Source organism: Microbulbifer variabilis (assembly GCF_023716485.1).
GTDB lineage: Bacteria > Pseudomonadota > Gammaproteobacteria > Pseudomonadales > Cellvibrionaceae > Microbulbifer > Microbulbifer variabilis_B.
The window spans coordinates 2,018,641-2,035,421 of the sequence record NZ_CP092418.1 but is presented as its reverse complement, the minus strand read 5'-3'; the positions used below and the strand labels follow the sequence as shown (position 1 = coordinate 2,035,421).

The following is a 16,781-nucleotide window of genomic DNA, read 5'->3' as shown; positions in this document are numbered from 1 at the left end:
TCACGGTACTCCATCTACTCTTTATAACAACCATGCCTTATCAGTTAGAAACTGCAATTCTCATACTTACACTACTATTACCTGACAGTCCCGTGAATTGTTTTATTACAAGCAATATCATCACTTACGTTACTTCTTCTAGGCTTAAGCCCAAAGAGTCTACGTGTTACATTGAATGGATATACAACTAACAAGCATATAGCTGTAGTTATCAAAAAAGAACCAACAACTAGTACCATAGCTTTATACGCCAAAGACATTGACAAGTTAATTACAAAGTAACCAAGCACAACGATGACTGTTTGGTGAAAAATGTAAAATGGATATATCAATTCATTACTAAATTTTAGCCATTTAGGGGTGCTTGCTAGGTGGCGTTGAGCATAACCTAACAGGGTCAATAACGCTGACCAGGCGACTAAACAACCTACAAACCACCAAATTGACCAACGAGCTTGCAACGACAAATACTCGCTTAAGTCCGGAGAATAGTAATAAGCATAAAAAATTAATGAGCTGACCAGTAACCACACAAAGTTTACCTTCCGATACTTCTCTAATGATGCCCAAATCTTCCGAGATTGTATGAAAAACATACCGACAAAAAAGAAATAAAGATAAAACAAAGTGGAAGACAGATTGCCTATGCCATGACCATTATCAGGAAAATATAATTTCAGCCCCACTCTGATTACAATCAATACCAAAACCAATCCAAATAGACCACTTGATGTATCGGACAACCACTCTACAAATCCTTTAAATGAACTTGACCATTGTGACCTTAGAAAAAAATAAAACGGTACTGCAAGCAATGAAAAGAAGACCAAGTATTCAATAAACCATAGGTGGTTTGAATCAAACTTAAGTGCAAGCTGAGGGAAGGCCTGCAAAAATGAGCCATATTGACCAATATCCTCAATATAATTCTGAGGCGGCACAACAAGTAACACCCCTACAAGCAAAGGAATAAATAATCTAAAAAATTTATCTCGCAAAAACTGAGATGGATAGACTTTACGGAGCAACAATACACTTCCTACACCAGCAATAAAAAATAGTGTTGGCAGCCTGAATTGCTCAAAATATACCATAACATCATCAAGCAGCTTGCTAGACTCCGCATTCATGATATGCCATTCATCCCCATTAAATGGCATTAATGCATGGTGTAGGAATACCGCCAAAATCAATATGACTCTCAACCAATCCAGCTCGGAAACCCTGACGTTATTCATACAGCTCTTTCCATGACATTCTAAATTTCAATAGCATATAACTTGCCTACATTCCCTTTTGGCGGCAATAAAAAACAATTTTAGCAGACTTAAGCTTTAACAAAAGCTGCCATAAGGCCGCTATGCATTACTCTTCTTTTCAAGACGCTTCCTATCAAACTCTATCAATTGATAGTTATAACTCTATAAACTATTACACCAAAAGCAGACAACCTAAAGTTAAAAACCACCCACCTCATTGAAATAACATAAATCCTATTCAAAAAAACATATTTTGTTTCCATCTAAACCTCTTACATATGCGGCAAATTTCAAGCCCCGCTGAGCTGGTTTACCCGCACAGGTGCCACCCAATTCAACCGCTTTATCATATAGTCTTACCACCTCTTTCTTTGATTCAGCATTAAATCCAACCATTGTTCCATTTCCATTCGTAGCTTCTTCCCCATCAAAGGGCTCTGCCACCGAAAATGTAAACTCTTTGTACCGCCAAAAAGTCATCCTTTCATTAGAGAATAGTTGTTCAAATCTCGTATCTTCAAAAAGTGAATTGTAAAACCTTATTGATGCCTCCAGATCATTACTACCGAGAACCACATAGTTCATCTTCATATCATGACTCCATAAATGTGGCCAACAATATTAAGCACTCAACATAAGAATACATAGATTCTTCACCACAGAGAGGCTGGCTACAAAATATCTACCCACCATGACTTAACCGTCCTTCTCATAATATATCCACAGACAGAAAAAGCCGACCACTGTGCCGACAGGGAAATTGAGTAAGCAGAATATTGAATAAGGGATAGCTATTTTGTATGCCCCTCTATCCTCTTGAATCAGCTTTATACCTGCTGCCAGACCAATAGAATTGATAGACATCAATAACACTAAAAGAACTATGAATGCCCACGATAACAACTCAGGAAATTCACTAAAAAAGAAAAAATAGAAAACAACAAAACCCAAAATATATATTATAAGTGATAGAAAAGCATATATTGATAATGCCCAACCAGCCAACTTTTCTTTGCTGCACATTACAATCTTCCCTTGGTGCCCAGCACCTTATTTATAATCTTTATCTAATACGAGTATCATTTCACCCTCAAACCTGATGCAAGTTATATTTCAACTCACTATCGAATCTAAAGATTACGGCGCCAATTAAAAATGAGTTCAAATCCCAACCAAAAATAAACCCAAAAACTTCTATGTTTTAAGTAAGGTTCACAGTAATTCGGCTATCAAGGCTTAAGACTACTCAAAACAATCAAGTCGACAATACCCCCTTGATCTGTTAGCATCGGTTTCCACATCCTACAAAAGCAGATCAAGCAGTAGATAATCACTGGCTTCTGCCAACACGTGCATCATTTTTCCCAGTAACCATATCAGGATTTAAGGAAAGAGATATATCAATTGGCTGTTAATTTATAATCTTGGAGTTTCTTAATAAAGTGACGTCAATTTTGAATGCTTCTTATTAGAGAAAACGTACCATTTTACTCAGAGGAATCTCGAATAATCTATCCTCTAGTGACACTCCGCTGTAACCGCTTAAGGCCTTCACTAGCAATACTCTCAAAGCATAAATCTAATTCGGAGAAGATATCCCAACGTTCCACATCTAAGATATGTGATATTCGGTCTATTATTTGGAGCTCAAGCTCCTCTACGCGCTTACCTTTCCACAACTTGTCTGAGAGCGCTATCGCTAGCTCTTCTATCGTACATTCCATATCACTCCAACGGGCATGAGAAAGACAGCATCGAGCGATTGCTGGTGTAAAACCTTTTGATAGTAATATCCTTTCACCTTCAGGTTCATGCTGTGACCCTGGGCCATACATTTCATTGGTATGTATAATTTTCCCAATATCATGTATCACTACACCAACACGGACAAAGTCCGGATCGAAATTCACTTTCATTTCGATAAACTTTTTAATCAGGAGATCGGCCGCCTCACCAACTAATGTAACGTGATTAATGAGATGCTGGGGCGCATCCAGATTGTCCAATAGCTGAAATGCTTCTTCTCTAGTTCTCAGAATCTAGTCCTCTAGTTGTTACGAGCGTGCCTTTACTTAGTGGGGATGCCTCCCCTTCATTTACCTGCTGCCTGCTATCTATGGTCCGTGCTGAAGCCACCTTCTAGGTGAGGAACACAGTCACGGGCCCCTCCAGCTAATATTATTACTATAATAATCGTTTTCGATAATGACATCACACTGATCCGGTAGCTCCAGGGGATTCCGGATACACGAGACCATTGAGGCGTAGTTGTAATGGGGAGGGCGAGATAGGTCACTACATGACCACATTGGCGGAATCTGGTTAAACGGGAGTTATCAACTACTCCAAACCATTAACCCAAGAACTCCATGATTGTGTTTTTATGAAGTAACCCCGAATCCGACTCAGCAACGGCTTATTTTTGTACACTGATCAAGGAAATGGGAGCAAAACGTTTGAATCAAGCGCTATATACGGGCTGTTTGCTCAACTTGTTATACCCCATTGCGCATAGGCTCGCCATTGGCCCAGGGCTTCAATGCCCCGTAGACAAAACTGTTAACCGGTGTTGCTACCTTCAGCTGCTTCCCTCTTTGCACAACAGCACCATTTAGAGACTCAAGCTCTAGGCGCCTTCCAGATGCTATATCGAAGTACATCGAACCAAGAGTCTTATTGAGTACTCCAGGAGGCAACTCCCTCTCCATATGCCTAATTGTACGCTCAACCGTATCCTCCGAAAGCTCTATTCCACTTCGCCGTGCTAAGGAATAAACCTCACACATAATGTCAACAAATAACTCACGAGAGGCATGGCAGGCTAGAAGCGTACCCACAGGCAATCGTGTGAGTGCTGTCATTCCATTCACCGCACAGATGAACAGGAACTTCTCCCAAATAGCCCGAGTGATATCATCACTGACATCAGCGACAACCCCAGCTTGTAGAAATGTATCTTTAAGCACTTGGGTGCGCTTTGAGCCAGTTGCATTTGGATCACCAAAGACAAGTGGGCCGGGATATCTGTGCCGCACAACTCCAGGCTCTTCGATCGCCACATTAGTCCATGAGATACCGCCCAGAATAGCTTTTCGCCCAAAGGCTTCGTTCAGGGAATCCAAGGAGTCGACACCATTCTGCAGGGTAAGCACCTTTGTGTCTTCACCTACAGCACGGGCGATAAGCTTTATGGCTGCTTCGGTATCGTAAGTCTTAACGCAGAATAGGATTAGATCCACTCCTCCCACCGAAGTCGTAGTTTCCGCAGCATCAACCTGGATAGTAAAGGGCTCTTCTTCAAGTGGCAGCACCGTTAAACCACGCTCTTTAAGTGCCTTCAGCTGCCTCCCTCGAGCAATAAAGAGCACTTTGTGTCCTGCCCTCGCCAGGTGGCCACCAAAGTAGCTTCCGAGGGCTCCGGCGCCCATAACAATAATATTCATCTCGTTCTTTTCCCCGCGCTTCAAATGGTCTTTTAAGCATATCGACTTGCTAAGAATAGCAATCAAAAGGGCTTTGAAAGCAACGCCTAACTACTACTTTAGCTTTTGCATTAAGACCTGGAGATAAAAATCTACTCGACTATTGCTGTTAGGAAAAACGAACCATGTTATGAGCCCAACCAGGTGTGTTTCTCGTAAAGAGATAGATAGCCATCCCCCAGCCTTTGAATGCTGGTAGTAGTGTAGATCCTTTAAAGATAAGGGATACTTTATATAAAAAAGAATTTACTGATAGCCGGATACTAATAAATTGCCGGCTGGGTTGCTACCCCAGACAGCCAAGTCATTGCGTATGACGAATGGAGCTGGCCCAAAGCAGAGAAACACTTAGGGCCTATTCACCTAAAAGACCAAAAAAATTTCTGAAAATCAGATGAGTATAAGCTGTGCGCTTTCTATGGTTTCCCCTAAAATAAAATACTTTATAAGGATTGATAACATTTGATTTTTATCACTAACAGCTTTTGGGCTTTATCGACTGAAGTTCTCTCCATACAGGATGAGAGGAATTCTGTGGAGAAACAATAAAGTACCACCGAAGCTCACTCGTTTTTTTACAGTTAACTTGATCCCCTTTAAAGTAGAGGGTCTGTTCTTTTTTAGTTACAAATGGCTCAATCCACTTTATCTGGCCAGTATACTTGCCATCAACCCACTCCATTGTAATAGCAGGCTCATACTCTTTGCCTTCAGTGACAGCTTTGTACAACCCCCTATAGTAGGCGGCTATAAAATCCTGAATTTCTAACTTTCCAAAAACTTGATTCTTCTCTGGCTTATGGGTCCAAGAAAAAGCATAGCTAAAAAAATCTTCTTTTTCTTGTTTATACATGCCAGGCAGAAACACAAGCTCTTCAATACCATTCAAGGTGATATCTGAGGCAAATTCGACAGGAAAAGGAATTACTTCAGTCTTTGAATCTTTTGGAAATTCTGAGTAAGTGCTAAGCTCTTCAGCAAAAAGCAAAGGTGGAAAGAGAAGCGTAACACAAACAACCAGTCGAGATAGAACATCATCAAACTTTATATATTTAACCATTGAATCTCACCTTCCTTTAATTCCATACGGTAGCAAAAACACGCAACCAGTTTTTACCAATTATTTTTTCTACCACTCGATCAGGAATTCCTTTTTGGCTTAACTTATAGGCAATAAGCTCCATCCGTCTCTCGGAGTTTAATTCCGGAATAAACGGTGGACGATTTGGTGTTTCGCCGGGCGCCGAAATTCCAGCCGCAATACGACGCTCAACTTCCTTACGAATACTTTCTCGATACTCAGGACCATCATTGACCGGCACTACGCCTTGGTCACTACCTATGGCAACATGATCTTCACCGCATACTTTATAGGCATGCAGTATATGTTCTATTACCACATCGGCCTTTATTTCATGCTCGCCACCTTCCAAAAATGGCATTAAGTAGACTCCAACCAAGCCACCGGTGTCTGCAGCAGCTTTTAATTCTGTATCGTCATTATTTCTAGGGTGGTCGTAAATTGCGTTGCAGCCAGTATGAGAGATCACAACCGGTCTTTTTGATTGACGGATAGCACTGGAAACTGTCTTCTTTCCTGAATGCGAGAGGTCGATCAGAACTTTCTCAGCCTCCATTATTTCTATGGCTTTCTTGCCAAGGGAAGTTATCCCTGAATCCTCCTTAACGAGACCACCGCTGCCAAGGATAGAAGGACCATTATAGGATACCTGCATTATCTTAACGCCCATTTTGGCGAATTCTGAAATACCTGAAAGTGACTCATCAAACATTTCAGTTGATTGGAATCCCATTATGATACCGAGCTTACTCTCCTGCTTCGCTTTCAGGATATCTGATGCGGATTGAATTAAGCGCAAGTAGTTTGAGTTCTGCTCGATGATGGACTTGGCTTTTTCAACCTTCTTTAAAGTCTCGGAATAGTCATCACCTGGATAGGGAACTGTCATATTCAAGGCACTAATCCCCGAGCTCTTGAATATTCCCAGGGCTTCTTCAGAGACTGGCTCCCTGAGCGAGAATGCTACGCTGAGACCATCAATTACAATCGATGAACCGTATGAATTCCACGTTGATTTTCCTGCATTACCCCCAGAAAAAGCATTTAATATACCCGAGTTAATAGCCAAATATGAACCAACGCCACCTGATACTAGAGATTTAATTAGTGCTCTTCTATTTATATCGCTCATAAGATCCCCACTCCAGAATTAATCAGTGCTTCGTGAAGCAATACATTCCACTTCAGCTTTGGCATCAAGTGCCAGGCCGCTCGCTGCAAAAGCACTCCTCGCTGGTTTTTTCCCACTGAAGTACTGGATGTAGACGTTGTTCGCCGCTGGCCAATCATCAATATCAGCGAGCATCAAAGTACACTTAACTACATCGTCAAAGCCCAGGTTTTTGCTCTCAAGAACTTGGCCAATATTCTTCATTGTTTGATGCATCTGAGCTTCCAGACTTTCACCTGCCAAGGTTAAAGTTGAAGGATGATTACCGATTTGCCCGGATAACCAAATGGTTCCATTCATTTCACGTGAAGAAGAGAAAGGCAACTGTGGATCGTCACCAATAAAAATAAAACGACCGTTCTTTACTACATGAGCTATCGCCTGGCTATTTTCAATATTTGTTTCGGGACTTTCTGAAAGCACAACCATGTTTGCTTTCTTTCCCTCTTCAATACTACCGACAGAACCTTCTATCCCTATCACTTTCGCAGCATTTAAAGTTGCAGCTTGAATTGCCTCGAGAGGTGTCATGCCGATTTCATCTACGAGCAGCTTTAGCTCATGATGAATCATCGGTGTAGTGTCATTTTCAAGGTCACTAAATGCATCCGTGCCAGCAGCAATGGTAATGCCGCTTTGATAGGCAAATTGTGTCATTTGTGTACTGAGCTGATCAAGCTGCCTGTATTTTTCGTTTAAGTCATTTCTTCTTTCAAATACTGTAAGCGTCGCATCTAATATTGTCCCTTTCTCTTTCATCGCGTCAAAAAGATCTAAATAGCTATCTTTTTGTAGCATTTTTTCCCAAGCTGAATCATCGAATTCAGCAGTTTTCCTGCGCCACGCCTTGAAGTTATCAACTAACTGAGCGGACATATCAGAGGCATGTGAAATAGTCTCAACACCAGCATTGACAATATCCAAAGGTTTGGAGGGGCCAATATAAGCATGCGACCAGACTTTTAAACCATGTCTTTTGGCTGCATTTGCAAGCAATGGCACTGTCTCGGCCTCAACATCTGCATATATCTTGATGCCTGTTGCACCAGCGCCTATGGCCTGGAGCATTACTGAGTCCATATCTGAATTATGATCTACCGCTCTCATCCATGTTGTGTGGCCTGGTGTACGCCCTTTAGCTGAGGCAATGGTTCTCGGATCCGAGAAGAAGGATTCCCCACCAATAATGACTGAAAAGTAGATATCTGGCGAAGCGATGGCGTCGACCTCTGCTTGACGTCTTAAGTAGGCCAAGGCTCGCGCATCACCGCCCATATCTCTCACAGAAGTGACGCCACCACGAAGCAGGTATCGAAGTCGCTCAGTAGTGATTGACAATTTATCCCAGCTATCCGGATCTGTTGCATGGTGGACATGCGCATCTATCAGGCCGGGGATTACAAACTTCCCTTTTAAATCGACAACACTGGCCCCCCTCACTTTGGAGAGCTTATTCGTTGAAGAGATTCTCTTGATCTTATCGCCTTCGATAAGAATCGACTGTCTTTCATCAATTTTGAGCGATTTAACGTCCACTATATTGGCGTTAATGAGCAAGACTTGCTCCAGCTTACTATCCTCTGCGAATACAACGCCGTTGGTAGCAATGCATAGAGCCACTAGAATAAAAATTTGTTTTATTTTCATGTACTTATCTAAAAGAAGACTGTGGGGATTTTTAACCTAATAGCAAAATTTTGCGTCATTTGGGATGCACTTTAAATGTCATTTAAGTTTATAGTGTATAAACTATTGGTTTATTATACTTATCGGTAAACTCCAGTTTACGCCCACCGTAAGAAGAGAAGAAGACTAGCCATCAGGGGAGTCAATGAACAAGTTACACGCCCTTGAGGCATACTGTTTGGTATGCGAAAAGCAAAACTTTGCAGCTGCTGCTCGCGAACTCGGCATTTCCGCAGCAATGGTTGGTAAGTACATTAAGCAGTTAGAAGAGGAACTTGGCTGCCTGCTGGTGATGCGCAATACACGCAAAGTATCAATAACCGAAGCGGGCGATGATTACTATAAGCAAATTTCACCAATACTAAAAAAACTCCACTCCGTCGACCAGGCGATGTCAGAATATAATCAAGAGCCCAGAGGCAGGCTATCGATATCGACCAGCATAGAGCTAGGCAGTCAATATTTTTCAGGATTGATTGCCAATTACCGCAGGCTATACCCTCAGGTATTTCTGGATTTTCACCTCAGCAATGACCCACTCGATTTACTCGACAATAAAATCGATCTCGTTTTTAGAATCGCACCAGAATTACCCGACTCTAGCTATATCGTCCAATCTATCGCGAAAACTAAGCTAGCACTCTGGGCAAGTGATTCTTACATTGAGAAGAATGGGCTCCCTGAAAACATGGAATCATTAAAGAAGCATCAATTACTTTTCTTTAACCACAGCATACGAGGGGATCACTGGCTATTTCAAGACAAAGAAGAGATAAAAAAAATCAAACTCCCCTGGGCTTGGCAATCTAACAATGGGAGGCTATTGAATGAAGCAGCTGCTGAAGGACAAGGAGTAATCCAAGCGCCTTTTTACTCTGTCAAATCTTATGTCGACTCTGGCCAACTCACTGAGATTTTACCTAAATTCACAATAAAGCCACTGACTATTTTTGCGCTCTACCCTCATCGCTGCGAGCTTTCCTTGAAGGTTAAAACCTTTATCGATGTGGCTAAGAGCTATTTTGAGCAACATCATTCCGAGCAGTTCTGATTTAATGGATGTATTTAAACGCACTTTCTCAAACCTAGGCCCTGGAATTATTTGGGCCGCAAGCAGTATTGGCGTGTCTCATATCGTACAGTCTACTCGCGCAGGAGCAGATTACGCCTTCGCTTTGATTGGTTTTATTTTCCTAGCTCATTTAGTCAAATACCCTTTTTTCAAAATCGGTCCAGAGTATGCAGCTGTCACCGGCGAGAGTTTATTGGAAGGCTATAAAAAACACAGTCGAGTTGGTTTTTATAGTTATATGGCTCTCACATTTCTAACAATGTTCTTTGTTCAAGCTGCAGTTACGATTGTCACCGCTGCTTTAGCGCTCAATTTATTTGGCGATATCCTAAATGTTTCAGAGTGGTCTGCCATCATTCTGGTCATTACCTGTGCAATATTGATTGCTGGCCAATTTAAATGGCTGAATGAAAGCTTAAAGTGGATGGTCCTCATACTGGCTATTGCCAGCTTGATCACACTCATTTCTGCAATAAGTCAATATGGGCTTCTTCCCTCTAAATCCTATTTAACAGCCGATATAGCACCAGCTGTGAGCATCGCATTTGTTGTCGCCTTAGTCGGCTGGATGCCAACTTCGATTGAAGTTTCTGTTTGGCACTCTATTTGGTCGGAGCGAAGGATAAAGGAAAAACCAGATAGAGGGTATGCCAGGAAATCTCTCGTATTTGACTTTAAGGTTGGCTATTTCACCAGTTTGTTATTAGCGATTGTATTTGTATGGTTAGGTGCACTAGTAATGTTTGGGAAAGATATTGAATTATCCCAATCTGCAGGCATATTTGCTGGTCAGCTAATCAATATTTATACCGAATCTCTTGGTGACTGGAGCCATTTAACAATCAGCATTATCTGTTTTGTCGCGCTTTTCTCAACCACCTTTGCAGTCTCCGATGGCTTTCCTCAAGTTTGGCGAAGTGCCTTGAGATCATCGAATAGCATCAAGATTCCAGAAAATAGAGTCTACGTATCCACCCTTGTTATACTAAGCCTTATAAGCTGGTTTATTATCTCCCTATTTGCTGATCAGTTAAAAAACCTTATCGACTTTGTAACTACTTTATCTTTCGTTTGTGCTCCAATCTTTGCTTTACTCAACATTCTTGTTATGAACGGGAAATGGGTACCAAGAGAGTATCACTTAAAAGGGTGGTACTTAGTTTATACTTATGCCTGCCTGTGCCTAATGATAGGTTTTAGTTTTTACTTTATTTATTGGCGCTTCTTGAGTAACTAACGATTTCTTTGCAACATCAACAGACTTGAAAAGTCTATAAAAGTAAAGCTCAGGGATGAGCGCAACATCTAAGGTCATCTAAGCCTTAGAGATCAATCCCTCTTCATCTTAAGCTTTCCTAGTACTTTGTTGACACAAGTTGCAGTCCGGGGAAATCAGCTTTCGCCATGAATACTGCCCCTCATTTTCAGGGGTACTTCTGAACTCTCCTGCACAGGTTATATAAGTAGTTTTAGCTACAGACTAAATTTTTTACCCTGAGTTAAGCCACCTAAGCAGTTGGCATTAGATCTATCAAGGTGGTTACTTGGAATGCTATTCCTACCTCTGTAAAACTGAACTTCTCACATAATGAGTGGCTCACCATAAGCTAGCTCCTTTCAGCATGAACAACCCCGAAAGGAAGGCCCATTGATCACCTCTTAATCACTGGGTACTCATAGGTAGGCTTGTACTCAACTGATGAAGCTCCAAATCATCACTTCTTCCACGCCAAAACTCTCCTAAGCGACTTCCTCTAAACGCTCCTGAAGTGCCAAACTGTCATAGGAAAAATTCAAATGTACATCCCAAAATCAGGCCAAATATTTGGTTGCAAATGAAACCCTCGCCCTATTCTTTGCGGCACAGTAGGATAAGTCATCCGCCTGCAGGTGCAGAGCGGCACTAAGGAACAGAGTAATCAGAAGACGCTATGACTACACAGCAGTTCGACGACCTGAATGTCGTCTCCCAGGAAGTCCTGATCAGCCCGGAGATGCTGAAAGCAGAGCTACCCATTAGCGATGCAGCCGAAGCGACCGTCGCCAAAGGGCGCAGCGCCGTGCGTGATATCCTCGATCGTAAAGACCACCGCTTGATGGTGGTTATCGGACCTTGCTCCGTTCACGATGTGGACGCTGCAATGGATTATGCCAAGCGCCTGAAAGCGGTGGCAGATAAGGTTTCCGATACCCTGCTGATAGTAATGCGAGTCTATTTCGAAAAGCCCCGCACCACAGTTGGTTGGAAGGGCCTGATTAACGATCCTCACTTGAATGATTCCTTCAAGATTGAGGAAGGCCTTCATATCGGCCGCAAGCTACTTTTAGATGTCGCCGAACTGGGGCTGCCCACCGCGACAGAAGCACTGGATCCAATCTCTCCCCAATACCTGCAAGATCTGATTTCCTGGTCAGCCATTGGCGCACGTACTACCGAATCCCAAACCCACCGGGAAATGGCCAGCGGCCTCTCCTCTGCTGTGGGCTTTAAGAATGGTACCGATGGCGGATTAGAAGTAGCGATTAATGCCTTGCAATCTGTCGCTAATCCCCACAGATTCCTCGGTATCAACAAGCGCGGTCAGGTTGCCATTATTCATACCTCCGGCAACCCTTATGGCCATGTTGTGCTTCGCGGCGGTAATGAAAAACCGAATTACGATTCGGTCAGTGTTGCCATGTGTGAACAGGAACTGCGTAGCGCCGGTATTACCCCCAATATCATGGTCGACTGCAGCCACGCCAACTCCAATAAAAATCACGAATTACAGCCCCTGGTGGTAGATAACGTGACTCACCAGATTCTTGATGGTAATCAATCAATTATTGGCATTATGGTGGAGAGTAATCTGAAAGCCGGTAATCAGAAGATTCCCGCCAATCTGAATGACCTGGAATACGGCGTCTCTGTTACCGACAAGTGTATCGATTGGGAAACTACCGAGTCCCTATTACTGGGTATGGCCGAACAATTGCGAGAGCCACTGAAGAGTAGAACTTTCTAAGTATGTGACTTTATAGGGGGCTGTGCCCCCCCTTTCTCTAACTGGCAGCTATTTATTTCTAATACTGGCTGCCAGCCCCTCCCAAGCGCCCTCATGGCGAGCTTAGATATCTCCTAACCACCAAAAGCCTCAGAAAGGCTGACAATGGGACGCCGTAGGAGTACCCTCCCCACAGTAAACAGGGCATAGGAAGCGGTTTTCCAGATAGGCAGGGAACCAAACCTGTATAAACATTGATCAAGAATAAATCTTTTAGAATAGAAGCAGCTAAATGGAACTGCAGTCTAATAAAATACTTACCTATATACTGGGTGGTTTTGTTCTGATATGGCTCTTTGTGAGCCTTAGCTTTGCCCTAGATACTGGCTCTGTATTCTCCTGGATTGCCACCACCCTACTTTGCCTTCTCGCCGTAATCACTTTTTCGTTCAAGAAAGATCACTATATTGATTTTGAAACTAGGCAATACGTGTCTCAAAATCGAATTCTCTGGCACAACTGGACAGAAGAAAAGCCCCTCACGATTTTCAAAGGTATTAAAATAGTTTCCTACTCTAGCCACTCTAAAGAGAGCAAAAGTGGCCATACCAGCTATCAGGTAGTGCTTATTTTCAAATACGCGACTTTTAATGAGGGCATTACGGCAAGGTCCTACCAGCAATTAAAAGAAGCTCAACGCTATGCCTATGAGTTAGAACAACGGACAGGCCTAGCACTGCTTGCCTAAGATCATTAGACAAATACCATAACTCCTGAGGCTCTGCGAAAAACCCCACATTTAAACACCCTGGTTTTCCCCCAGCAATTGGGGAGCCCTCATCAGAAACTCTAAACTACTGACATTTATATACTCTTTTCAGCATCTGGCACTTTCAAAGCCAACCCACAACCATTAAGAGGTACCCACTATGGAATCCGTAGAATGGGATATGTCCTCAACAACCATTGTTCGTAAGCTTAATGATGACGCTGAGCAAGATACATTTCCCCCACCTCACCTGGACAAAGTGAAACAGGGGGAGCTTTTAAGATTTCATGCCCATATCAATGTGGAACAAATGCCCCAAGGACATCACCTAAAGAAGGCAACTATTTTCTCGAATGTGCCTAATGGAGGAACTTGGGAGCTGATATGTGATGAAGGAACTGCGATTGGAGGCCGGGGTAGCGCTCCATCACCCATCATGTACTTTTCTGCAGGGTTGGCACTCTGCATGATGTCTCATGTAGAGATGCTGGCACAACTCTCTAATATTCAACTTAAGCAGGTAAGGCTTGAACAAAAGACCGAATTTTCAACCACTCTTAACTTTGGTGGAATTCAACCCGAAAAGGTATTTGGCCAGGGTGACCGGGTGGAGATTCACTTGATTATAGAAAGTGATGAGACCGAGGAAAAACTCGTGGAGTTTGCCCACTGCTGCCGGCAAGCCTGTATGTCGCTACAAACGGTAGCCAAAGCCACACCTGTCACAACCTCTCTTTATCTCAACGACAAACCTATACCTTTTACATAAACCAAGCTGGCTTGGTGATATCCAGGGTGAAGCGCTAACAAACAGATTATGAAACCAAAAGCTTTCGAATTTAGACCTTAGTTCCCCATATGTTACCTCTCTATAGGTTAATTTGCTCAGTTTTTTTGGAAAGGTGAAGCTCTCTTTGTAAATAGCATTAAAATTATCTTTCTCACAGCAGATAGGAGCCCTAAAACGCACATTGGGGCTTACATTTGACTAAAGTAAAATTCTGCTTGGTTGCGCGAGGGAGGTCGCACAATGCATTTTTTATTTTTGGTACTATTGTTATTCTCTATTGCCAATATTAGCACGGCTCAAGAGCGACTCGCACAGCTTCCAACTGACGCCCAGCCACTACAAATTCTCGGAAAAACTTACTACCAAAGTGGCAATAACTTCTATGCATTTAGTGAAAAAGGACGTTACTAATATCCGGTAGATCCTCCTACCGCTATTCGCCAATATGAACGCCCAAGAAACCTATCTTTTCGTTCTACTCGTCCGGAACCAGGTCCGCGGCTGACTCGAGGACAAATTGCAGGCTGTATGAATATGGCAGCAGACAAGGCTAATGCCAATCCTGCTAAGGGCGGCAAAGTCTATATACGCGAATACAATGTGTGTTTAGAAAACACCCGTAGGCTATTACCAAACCCGTAGTAAATGAGGAGCTTAATTCAGAAGACTTTTTAAACCCCTCTATCTTTTGCGAGCGACTACGACTAATAGCTAGACTGGGTGACTTTTCATCTGCGCTCAACAATACGCTTTGATAAAAGATTAAGAACTAGCAAAACCAGCCAAATACAAAGCAACAATCCCACCAAGTCAACCGATGTAGCAATAAAACCTAGTAAATACCCTATCCAGCCACTAGCCAACCCGGCTCTGCATGGCAAACATCACTCCCTGGAGACATCCGCACCTCCAGCAAAGTAGGCCCCAATAGTGACCTTATATGGGTTAAACACAACAGGTATCATTAATAATCACAGAATTCACCCCCCCACAGCCACGCAACTGAAAATAAAAAAATACATTCATCTCATGGCGAAGCCCTTTTCAGCGCTAGACGACCAAAAGACAGTCAACTTCATATCCCCCCAACTGAAAACTCTTTTACCTGCCCTGTTGTTACCTTTGCCATGGAGTAGAATTTAAATTCCCTAAAAACATCATCAATTAGAGCAATTTTTGCACCCCAAGAATATATCAGAAAACTTTACTATTGGTTTATTTTCCTTTATTTCGTTGTAGTCTTTAAAACTAGTGGTGAAGCAACCGAAACTTCCAATAGAGCGCATTGGGACACAACACACATTTGAGTAGACTTGTTGCCAAGTTGGGAGAAGGAGAAAACGTTATGCGCTATTTATTTTCAATGATCTTACTGTTCTCTCTTGCGGGGTACGGTGTAGCCCAAGAGCGTCTCGCTCAGCTACCTGCCGGCTCTTCACCAGTACAAATACTCGGCAAGACTTACTATCAAAGCGGAAATACCTTTTATGCCTTTAATGAACAAGGCCGTTATTTTTACCCAGTAAATCCGCCCACTGCTATCCGTCAATATGAGCAGCCCAGAAATATGTATTGGCGCGGTTCTCAGCCCCGTTACTACTGGCGCGGTTCTCAGCCTCGTTATTACTGGCGCGGTTCTCGTCCTAACTACTATTGGCGTGCGCCTACGCCTCGCTACTACGGTCTGACTCAAGACCAAGTAAGAGGCTGCATGAATTTCGCGGCAGACAAGGCGAACCGTAACCATACGAATGGTGGTAAGATCTACATCCGCGAATACAATCAGTGCATCAGCAACTACCGCTAACAGGATTAGTAACTGATGACCTATCAATAGAGTTTGCGAAGCAAACTAAAGGGGCCGCAAGGCCCCTTTCTTGTTGATTGAACCTTTCTGAAACCTTTGTCGAACAATATCAAAACAATACACAATCGGAAGACTGGTCGAATAGCCGTGTAAAAGGAAAATTTCTAGCAGCCTCAATAGGGCATTTTTCCTTCTCTACACTATGCTTGCCCTGCCTAACAACACAAATGTCGCCATCCACAATCTTGGAGAGCACTATGTCCGCCAACCATAAAGCAACCTCTAAAAAGTTACTTGAGCTCTGGGGGGACAATACCCCACATGAAGCCTCAGATTATTTATCTGCCAATTACAAAAATCACCAAATGCCAGATGCCTCTGGAGGTACATCAACAGAAACACTGGAAGAGTGGCAAGACTTAGTGAAGGAGTTTCACAATAGCTTCTCCGACGTAAAAATGGAGATTTTACTGCAAGTTGCAGAGGGTGATTATGTATGTACCCGTTGGCGCGTAACGGCCACTCACACAGGTAAATTCATGCAGTATGAGGCCACCAATAAAACCAGCAGCTGGACAGGCACCCATACTGATCGCTACGAAGGTGGAAAGATGGTAGAAAGCTGGGTGGATTGGGATAAATACTCTTTCCTTGAGGAGCTTGGGCTGATCCAGTAAACC

16 protein-coding genes are annotated in these 16,781 nt (G+C 42.9%); 8 read left to right on the top strand and 8 right to left on the bottom strand.

Translation table 11 applies throughout. The annotated features are described in order from the left end of the window. Positions 1-77: 77 nt before the first annotated feature. The 8 genes from MJO52_RS09105 to MJO52_RS09070 form a co-directional block, all read right to left on the bottom strand. The gene (locus MJO52_RS09105) at positions 78-1,238 is read right to left on the bottom strand and encodes an acyltransferase family protein (protein ID WP_252085624.1); all 1,161 of its coding nucleotides are present in this window, start codon (positions 1,236-1,238) and stop codon (positions 78-80) included. A gap of 255 nt (positions 1,239-1,493) precedes the next feature. Continuing rightward, a complete protein-coding gene (locus tag MJO52_RS09100; protein ID WP_252085623.1) occupies positions 1,494-1,850 on the bottom strand; it encodes a VOC family protein in 357 nt (118 codons plus the stop codon). 105 nt (positions 1,851-1,955) lie between these two features. After that, entirely contained in the window at positions 1,956-2,282 is a 327-nt protein-coding gene (locus MJO52_RS09095) for a hypothetical protein (protein ID WP_252085622.1), read from the bottom strand. A gap of 488 nt (positions 2,283-2,770) precedes the next feature. Beyond that, positions 2,771-3,265, bottom strand: a complete 495-nt coding sequence (locus MJO52_RS09090) for an HD domain-containing protein (protein WP_252085621.1) — start codon at positions 3,263-3,265, stop codon at positions 2,771-2,773. Positions 3,266-3,754: 489 nt separating this feature from the next. Continuing rightward, the gene (locus MJO52_RS09085; RefSeq protein ID WP_252085620.1) at positions 3,755-4,702 is read right to left on the bottom strand and encodes a 2-dehydropantoate 2-reductase; all 948 of its coding nucleotides are present in this window, start codon (positions 4,700-4,702) and stop codon (positions 3,755-3,757) included. 514 nt (positions 4,703-5,216) lie between these two features. Further along, positions 5,217-5,801, bottom strand: a complete 585-nt coding sequence (locus tag MJO52_RS09080) for a hypothetical protein (RefSeq protein ID WP_252085619.1) — start codon at positions 5,799-5,801, stop codon at positions 5,217-5,219. Between the two features lie 16 nt (positions 5,802-5,817). Continuing rightward, positions 5,818-6,954 (bottom strand): dipeptidase, encoded by a 1,137-nt coding sequence (locus tag MJO52_RS09075; protein WP_252085618.1) that lies wholly within the window; start codon positions 6,952-6,954, stop codon positions 5,818-5,820. A gap of 18 nt (positions 6,955-6,972) precedes the next feature. Next, the gene (locus MJO52_RS09070) at positions 6,973-8,640 is read right to left on the bottom strand and encodes an amidohydrolase family protein (RefSeq protein WP_252085617.1); all 1,668 of its coding nucleotides are present in this window, start codon (positions 8,638-8,640) and stop codon (positions 6,973-6,975) included. A 184-nt stretch (positions 8,641-8,824) separates the two neighbouring features. On the opposite strand from MJO52_RS09070, the gene MJO52_RS09065 reads away from it, so the two are divergent. The 8 genes from MJO52_RS09065 (at position 8,825) to MJO52_RS09030 (ending at position 16,778) form a co-directional block, all read left to right on the top strand. Continuing rightward, on the top strand, positions 8,825-9,730 hold the full coding sequence (locus MJO52_RS09065; RefSeq protein WP_252085616.1) for a LysR family transcriptional regulator: 906 nt from the start codon (positions 8,825-8,827) through the stop codon (positions 9,728-9,730). Further along, complete coding sequence (locus tag MJO52_RS09060) at positions 9,702-10,988, top strand: NRAMP family divalent metal transporter (RefSeq protein WP_252085615.1); 1,287 nt, start codon at positions 9,702-9,704, stop codon at positions 10,986-10,988. The genes MJO52_RS09065 and MJO52_RS09060 overlap by 29 nt, the downstream gene beginning before the upstream one ends. A gap of 694 nt (positions 10,989-11,682) precedes the next feature. Beyond that, positions 11,683-12,756: a 3-deoxy-7-phosphoheptulonate synthase gene (locus MJO52_RS09055; RefSeq protein WP_252085614.1), complete on the top strand. Its 1,074-nt coding sequence runs from the start codon at positions 11,683-11,685 to the stop codon at positions 12,754-12,756. Between the two features lie 271 nt (positions 12,757-13,027). Next, positions 13,028-13,483, top strand: a complete 456-nt coding sequence (locus MJO52_RS09050; RefSeq protein ID WP_252085613.1) for a hypothetical protein — start codon at positions 13,028-13,030, stop codon at positions 13,481-13,483. A gap of 181 nt (positions 13,484-13,664) precedes the next feature. Further along, positions 13,665-14,273, top strand: a complete 609-nt coding sequence (locus MJO52_RS09045; RefSeq protein WP_252085612.1) for an OsmC family protein — start codon at positions 13,665-13,667, stop codon at positions 14,271-14,273. Between the two features lie 261 nt (positions 14,274-14,534). After that, on the top strand, positions 14,535-14,705 hold the full coding sequence (locus tag MJO52_RS09040; protein ID WP_252085611.1) for a hypothetical protein: 171 nt from the start codon (positions 14,535-14,537) through the stop codon (positions 14,703-14,705). Between the two features lie 892 nt (positions 14,706-15,597). Continuing rightward, entirely contained in the window at positions 15,598-16,101 is a 504-nt protein-coding gene (locus MJO52_RS09035; protein ID WP_252085610.1) for a hypothetical protein, read from the top strand. A 257-nt stretch (positions 16,102-16,358) separates the two neighbouring features. After that, entirely contained in the window at positions 16,359-16,778 is a 420-nt protein-coding gene (locus tag MJO52_RS09030; protein ID WP_252085609.1) for an ester cyclase, read from the top strand. The last annotated feature ends 3 nt before the right edge of the window (positions 16,779-16,781 follow it).